The following is a 6,026-nucleotide window of genomic DNA, read 5'->3' on the forward strand; positions in this document are numbered from 1 at the left end:
GGCGCACGCGAGGCCCTCGCGCAGCACCATGCGGTCGCCCAGGCCGAGCGTCGCCATCACCCGACCGGCGTCCACCGTCTCCGAGGGGCCGACCGAAATCCCCGCTCCGCGAAGGGCTTCCACAAATCCCACCAGGTGGCCCGGCAGCCCGTGCGGGGCGAGCGGCCGGGTGGGTCGGACACGGCGGGTGGCCATCGCAGACCTCCTAATTCAGCCGCAGTTCGCCGGTCGCGCGCTGCTGGTCGGATTGATGTTTGAGCACCACGCCCAGCGTGGCCGCCACGACGGCGTCGTCGATGGTGTCCAGGCCCAGCGCGAGCAGCGTGCGGCCCCAGTCGATGGTCTCGGCGATCGACGGGACCTTCTTGAGCTGCATCCCGCGCAGCACGCCGATGATGCGCACCAGCTCCTCGGCCAGGTGCGCGGGCAGCTCGGGGACCCGCGACAGCAGGATGCGGCGTTCCAGGTCGGGACTGGGAAAGTCGATGTGCAAGAACAGGCATCGACGCTTGAGCGCCTCGGAGAGTTCGCGGGTGGCGTTGGAGGTGAGCACCACCAGCGGCGTCCGCTCGGCGGTGATGGTGCCCAGCTCGGGGACGGTCACCGCGAAGTCCGACAGCACCTCCAGCAGCAGGCCCTCGATCTCGATGTCGGCCTTGTCGGTCTCGTCGATGAGCAGCACTGTGGGCTCGGTGCGCCGGATGGCGGTCAGCAGCGGACGCTGCAGCAGAAACTCCTCGCTGAACACGTCGTCTTTGGTCTGGTCCCAGTCCCCCGACCCGGCCTGGATACGCAGGATCTGCTTGGCGTGGTTCCACTCGTAGAGCGCGCGGGCCTCGTCGACGCCCTCGTAGCACTGCAGGCGCACCAGGCCCGAGCCGGTGGCCTGCGCGATGGCGCGGGCCAACTCGGTCTTGCCCACGCCGGCCGGCCCTTCCACCAGCAACGGCTTGCCGAGCCGGTCGGCCAAGAACACTGCCGTCGCGGTGGCGGTGTCGGGCAGGTAGCCGGTCTCGGCCAACCGCCGCGAGACGTCGTCGATGTCGTCGAACAACGGCTTGGACCGGGCGGGCACACTCACAATCGGTTCTCCTAAAGCACTTGCTGCACGCGGGGCATCAGACCGGACGGGTCTGTCCGTCTCCCCACGCGATCCATTTGGTCGAGGTCAATTCGGGCAGCCCCATCGGACCGCGGGCATGCAGTTTCTGGGTGGAGATGCCGATTTCGGCACCGAAACCGAACTGCTCGCCGTCGGTGAAGGCGGTGGACGCGTTCACCATCACCGCGGCAGCGTCAACACCGTCGGTAAACTTTTGCGCCGCAGCCATATTGGTGGTCACGATGGCCTCGGTGTGTCCGGTGCCGTACTCGTTGATGTGCGCGATCGCGGCGTCGATGCCGTCGACCACCGCCACCGCGATGTCCATCGACAGGTACTCCCGGCGCAGGTCGTCCTCGTGCGCATCCTTGGAGAATCCGCCGTGCACCGTCACGCCGGCGTCTTGCAGGGCGTTCACCAGCCGGGGCAGCGCCTCTTCGGCGATCGCGACGTCGACCAGCAGCGTCTCGGCGGCGTTGCAGACGCTGGGCCGACGGGTCTTGGAATTCAGCAGGATTCGCTCTGCCACGTCCAGGTCGGCGCCGTCGTGCACGTACACGTGGCAGTTGCCGACGCCGGTCTCGATGGTGGGCACCTGCGCGTCGCGAACCACCGCGTTGATCAGGCTCGCGCCGCCGCGCGGAATCACTACGTCGACCAGGCCGCGCGCCTGGATCAAATGCGTCACAGTCGAGCGATCATCGGCCGAAAGTAGTTGCACCGCATCGGCGGGCAGGTCCTCGCTGACCAGCGAGGCGCGCAGCACCTGGACCAGCGCCTGGTTGGACCGGGCCGCCGACGAACTCCCGCGCAACAACACGGCGTTGCCGGACTTCAGCGCCAGACCGAAGGCATCGACGGTCACGTTGGGCCGGCCCTCGTAGATCATGCCGACGACCCCGAGCGGTACCCGCTGCTGACGCAGCTGCAGCCCGTTGGGCAACGTGTAGCCGCGCAACACCTCCCCGACCGGGTCCGGCAGCCCGGCGACCTGGCGCAGGCCGGCGGCGATGCCCTCAACGCGCTTGGAGTCCAATGCCAACCGGTCCAGCATCGCCGCGGGCGTCCCGGCGGCCCGGGCGGCCTCGAGGTCTTCGGCGTTGGCCGACAGGATCAACTCGGTGTGGGCGGTGATCGCGTCGGCCGCGGAGCTCAGCGCCTGGTCCTTGGCAACCGTCGGCAACAACGCCAGGACACGGGATGCGGCCCTGGCGCGGCGTGCGGCGTTGTGCACCTCCTGGCGCAAGTCAGGAAGCGATGGTGCTTGCAGACTCATTGAACCAGGGTATCCGGCGAAAAAAGCCAGGGTGAGGCGGCCCGTTACCCCGACGGTGGCGACCCGCATCGCCCGGCACCGCCGCGCTCGCGATCGCCACTACCACCGACGGTGGCGACCCGCATCACCCGGCACCGCCGCGCTCGCGATCGCCACTACCACCGACGGTGGCGACCCGCATCACCCGGCACCGCCGCGCTCGCGATCGCCCCTAACACCGACGGTGGCGACCCGCATCACCCGGCACCGCCGCGCTCGCGATCGCCACTACCACCGACGGTGGCGACCCGCATCACCCGGCACCGCCGCGCTCGCGATCGCCACTACCACCGACGGTGGCGACCCGCATCACCCGGCACCGCCGCGCTCGCGATCGCCACTACCACCGACGGTGGCGACCCGCATCGCCCGGCACCGCCGCGCTCGCGATCGCCACTACCCGACCCGCTCACCGCGCCCGGCGCTGCGCACCTTGCTGCGCCGCTCCTCGATGATGTTGCCAAAGTTCTGCAGCAGCAGGGGCGCCCGCGTCACCAGGTGTTCGATGTGTTCCCGGTCGATTTCCAGCGCCGTCACCTCTTCCAGCGCGTACGCGCTGGCCAGATTCGGCTGCCGGGTCAGCGCCGTCAGCCCCAGGAACGACCCCTCGACCAGCGTGCTGATCGGCACCGTCGACCCGTCATCGGCGGTCGCGGTCAGCTGGACGCGCCCGGCGACCAGGAACGTCATGGTGGTGGGCACCTGGCCGGCGTACTCCACCACCTCGTCGGCGCCGTATCGGACGATCCTCGCGGCGGACCGCAGCGATCGCTGCTCCTCGGCGCCGATCCGCAGCGCCGGCGCCACCACCGTGTGCAACGCATGCTCGACCCGTTCGATGGTGGAGAAGTCGTCGTCGGCGCCGTCGAGGTGCAGGTCCTCCCGTCGCGCGGCATACCAGGCCCAGCGCAGGAAGATCGCCTTGGCGGCGCCGGCGTCCGCCGGTGAATTCAACCCGATGGTCGTGCGGTACTCGCCTGCTCCCACCGGGACCGTCCGCGGCACGCTGCCGGCCTTGAGCTGGGGCAGCCCCTCAGCGATGCGCGACAGCAGCGCACACACCCGGTCCGGCGGGTCGACGGTGGAGAACGTGGTCGTCACCGCCAGCTTGTGGGTGCCGGGCGGGCGGCTCAGATTGGTGAACGCATTGCCGGCGAGCATCGCGTTCGGCATGACCCGAATCCCGCTGCCGGTATCGATGTGCACGGCCCGCCAGTTGACCTCGACCACCCGTCCGCGCGCGGTGCCGGTGTCCAGCCACTCGTCGATGCGGAAGGGCTGCTCGAACAGCATGAACAAGCCCGACACGATCTGGCCGACGGAGTTCTGCAACATCAGACCGATGACGACCGACGTGACGCCCAGCGCGGTGAAGATGCCGCCGATCCGCACACCCCAGATGTAGGACGACATCACCGCCAGGCCGACGCCGATCACCACCAACCGCGCGCAGTCCAGGAAGATGCCGGGTAGCCTTTTGCGCCAACTCTTTTCGGGCGCGCCTTCGAACATCGTGGCGTTGAGGCCGGACAGCACGAGGACGAGCACCAGCAGACCGAAAACCGTGGTGAGGACGCGCACCGGAACGTCGCCGGCGGGGACCTGGGAGGCCTGGACCAGCAGCAACAACAGCGCACCGAGCGGCAGCAGGTAGTTGCGCAGCAGGCTCACCTGCCTGGCGAGCGGACTGTTCCTGCGCAGCAGCGCGTCGTGCAGCTCGGTGAGCGCGATCAACCCGAGTGGCAACCCGACCGCGATGCCGATCGCCCAATAGAACCACGACGAGTTGAACAGGTTCATCAGCGCTCCTGCAACCGGTAGATGGCCTGGTCGGTACCGCCGACGGAGATCGTGCCGGCGGGGGTGAACTGCCGGACATCTCGCATCGCCTCGTACACCTGCGAGCTGACATAGATGCCCGGTTGCGGTGCGCCGCTGTGCATTTGATAGGCCAGGCTGACCGCGCCGCCCCACATGTCATAGACCAGGCTGGACCGGCCGACCAGCCCGCTGACCACGTTGCCCGTGTTGACGCCGACACGCAGCCCCAGCTGGTGTGCCGCCTGGCTGTTGAACCGATCGATGATGCGACCGATTTCCAGGGCGAAGTCGACGGCGCGGTGGATGCTGTCCAGCCGGGGCGTGACCACCCCGCAACTGGCCAGATATCCGTTGTGGAACGTCCGAATCCGTTCGACACCAAGGGCTTCGGCCGCCGAATCGAATTGCCGGAAGAGATCGTTGACGGTCGCGACCAATTCGTCTTCCGGCACGTCGCTGGAAATCTCGTCGAGGCCGACGATGTCGGCGTAGATGACGGCCACGTCCTGATGTTTCTGGGCGATGGTCTCCTCGCCCTCGCGATAGCGCCGCAGCACCGACTCGGGCATCAGCGCCAGCAACAGGCGGTCGTTTTCCCGGCGTTGCTCGTTGAGCAGCTCTTCCTTGATGGCCAGGTTGCGGCTCATTTCGTTGAAAGCCGCTGTGAGATCCCCGATTTCGTCGCGGCGCCGGACGGGGATATTGATCTCGTAGTCACCCGAGCTGATCTTGCGGGTGCCTTCCTCGAGACGCCGGACCGGTCGCACCGCGGCCTGCGCGACGAACATCGAGGCCACACAGATGGCGAAGATCATCGCGGCGACCGCCACCACCAGCGTCTTGCTGAACCTGCCGAGCCGGGCGAACGCATCGGAGTTGTCGCGCGTCGCCAGGATCGACCAGTGCAGGTCGGAATTGGGGATACTCAGCGGCGCATAGGCTTCCAATTCCCTGTTGCCGGTGTAGTCGGTGGCGCTGACCACCCCCGTCTCGCCGCGCTGGGCGGCGCGCAGCCCGGCCGTGTCGACCGGCTGCACCAGGGTGGTGCTGCCCAACCGGAGCGCTCGGTCCACCACATCGGGTGGTGTGCCGGCGTCGATCGCCTGGCGCCGGTAGCCCTTCGGGTCCTCGATGAAATCCCGCGAATCGGAACGCATCAGGTCGTCGGGGCCCGCCAGATAGGTCTCGGTCGCCGGGCCCATCCCGGCGGCGTCCCAGCGTTTGTCGGCGGTCATGATCTTGTTGATCTTCGCGACCGGAACCGGCAGCGCCATCACGCCTTCGAATTTGCCGTTCATGCCGACCGGTGACACCACCCACGCCGTGGGGGTGTCCAGGTGCGGCTGGTACTGCTGAAAGTCGGTGATCCAGACGAAGTCGAGGTCGTTGGACGCCAAGGCCTTTTGGTATGCCTCCCGCAGCTTGGATTCGCGATAGGGGCCCGTGAGGATGTTGGTGCCCAGATCGGGCCCCTTCATCACGCTGTAGACGACATTTCCCTGCATGTCGAGCAACAGCGCGTCCTGATAGTCGAACCGGGTCACGATGCCGCGCATGTAGAAGTCGAAGCGGGCGTTGGCCGTCGACCATGCGCTGCCGTCACCGGCGTCCTGGACGGGCAGGCCGTCGGGGCCCGGCCGGGGGGCGGCGGTGTAGTAAGCCTGAATGTATTTCTGCGCGTTGGAACTTGGCAGGACCGCCCTGATGTCAATGGTGTCCCCGGTGATCCGCTTGATCGGTTTGATCATGTCGTCGTCGTAATAGTTGACCAGCGACTGTTGTTGCGCG

The 6,026-nt window shown here is 67.8% G+C and carries 4 protein-coding genes and 1 pseudogene; all 5 read right to left on the reverse strand.

Annotation, left to right across the window (positions count from 1 at the left end):
* Positions 1-195, reverse strand: a pseudogene (locus A9W96_RS16875) (hypothetical protein); the annotation flags it as partial.
* Between the two features lie 10 nt (positions 196-205).
* Positions 206-1,081: a MoxR family ATPase gene (locus A9W96_RS16880; RefSeq protein WP_007769847.1), complete on the reverse strand. Its 876-nt coding sequence runs from the start codon at positions 1,079-1,081 to the stop codon at positions 206-208.
* Positions 1,082-1,118: 37 nt separating this feature from the next.
* Positions 1,119-2,378 carry a glutamate-5-semialdehyde dehydrogenase gene (locus A9W96_RS16885; protein ID WP_066867095.1) on the reverse strand — a complete coding sequence of 420 codons (1,260 nt, stop codon included), beginning with the start codon at positions 2,376-2,378 and terminating at the stop codon, positions 1,119-1,121.
* A gap of 435 nt (positions 2,379-2,813) precedes the next feature.
* Complete coding sequence (locus A9W96_RS16890; protein ID WP_066877437.1) at positions 2,814-4,217, reverse strand: mechanosensitive ion channel family protein; 1,404 nt, start codon at positions 4,215-4,217, stop codon at positions 2,814-2,816.
* Positions 4,217-6,026, reverse strand: a 1,810-nt coding sequence (locus A9W96_RS16895; RefSeq protein WP_067141403.1) for an adenylate/guanylate cyclase domain-containing protein, incomplete at its 5' end; no start/stop codon positions are given. The genes A9W96_RS16890 and A9W96_RS16895, both read right to left, overlap by 1 nt.

Source organism: Mycobacterium sp. 1245852.3, from assembly GCF_001669335.1.
GTDB lineage: Bacteria > Actinomycetota > Actinomycetes > Mycobacteriales > Mycobacteriaceae > Mycobacterium > Mycobacterium europaeum_A.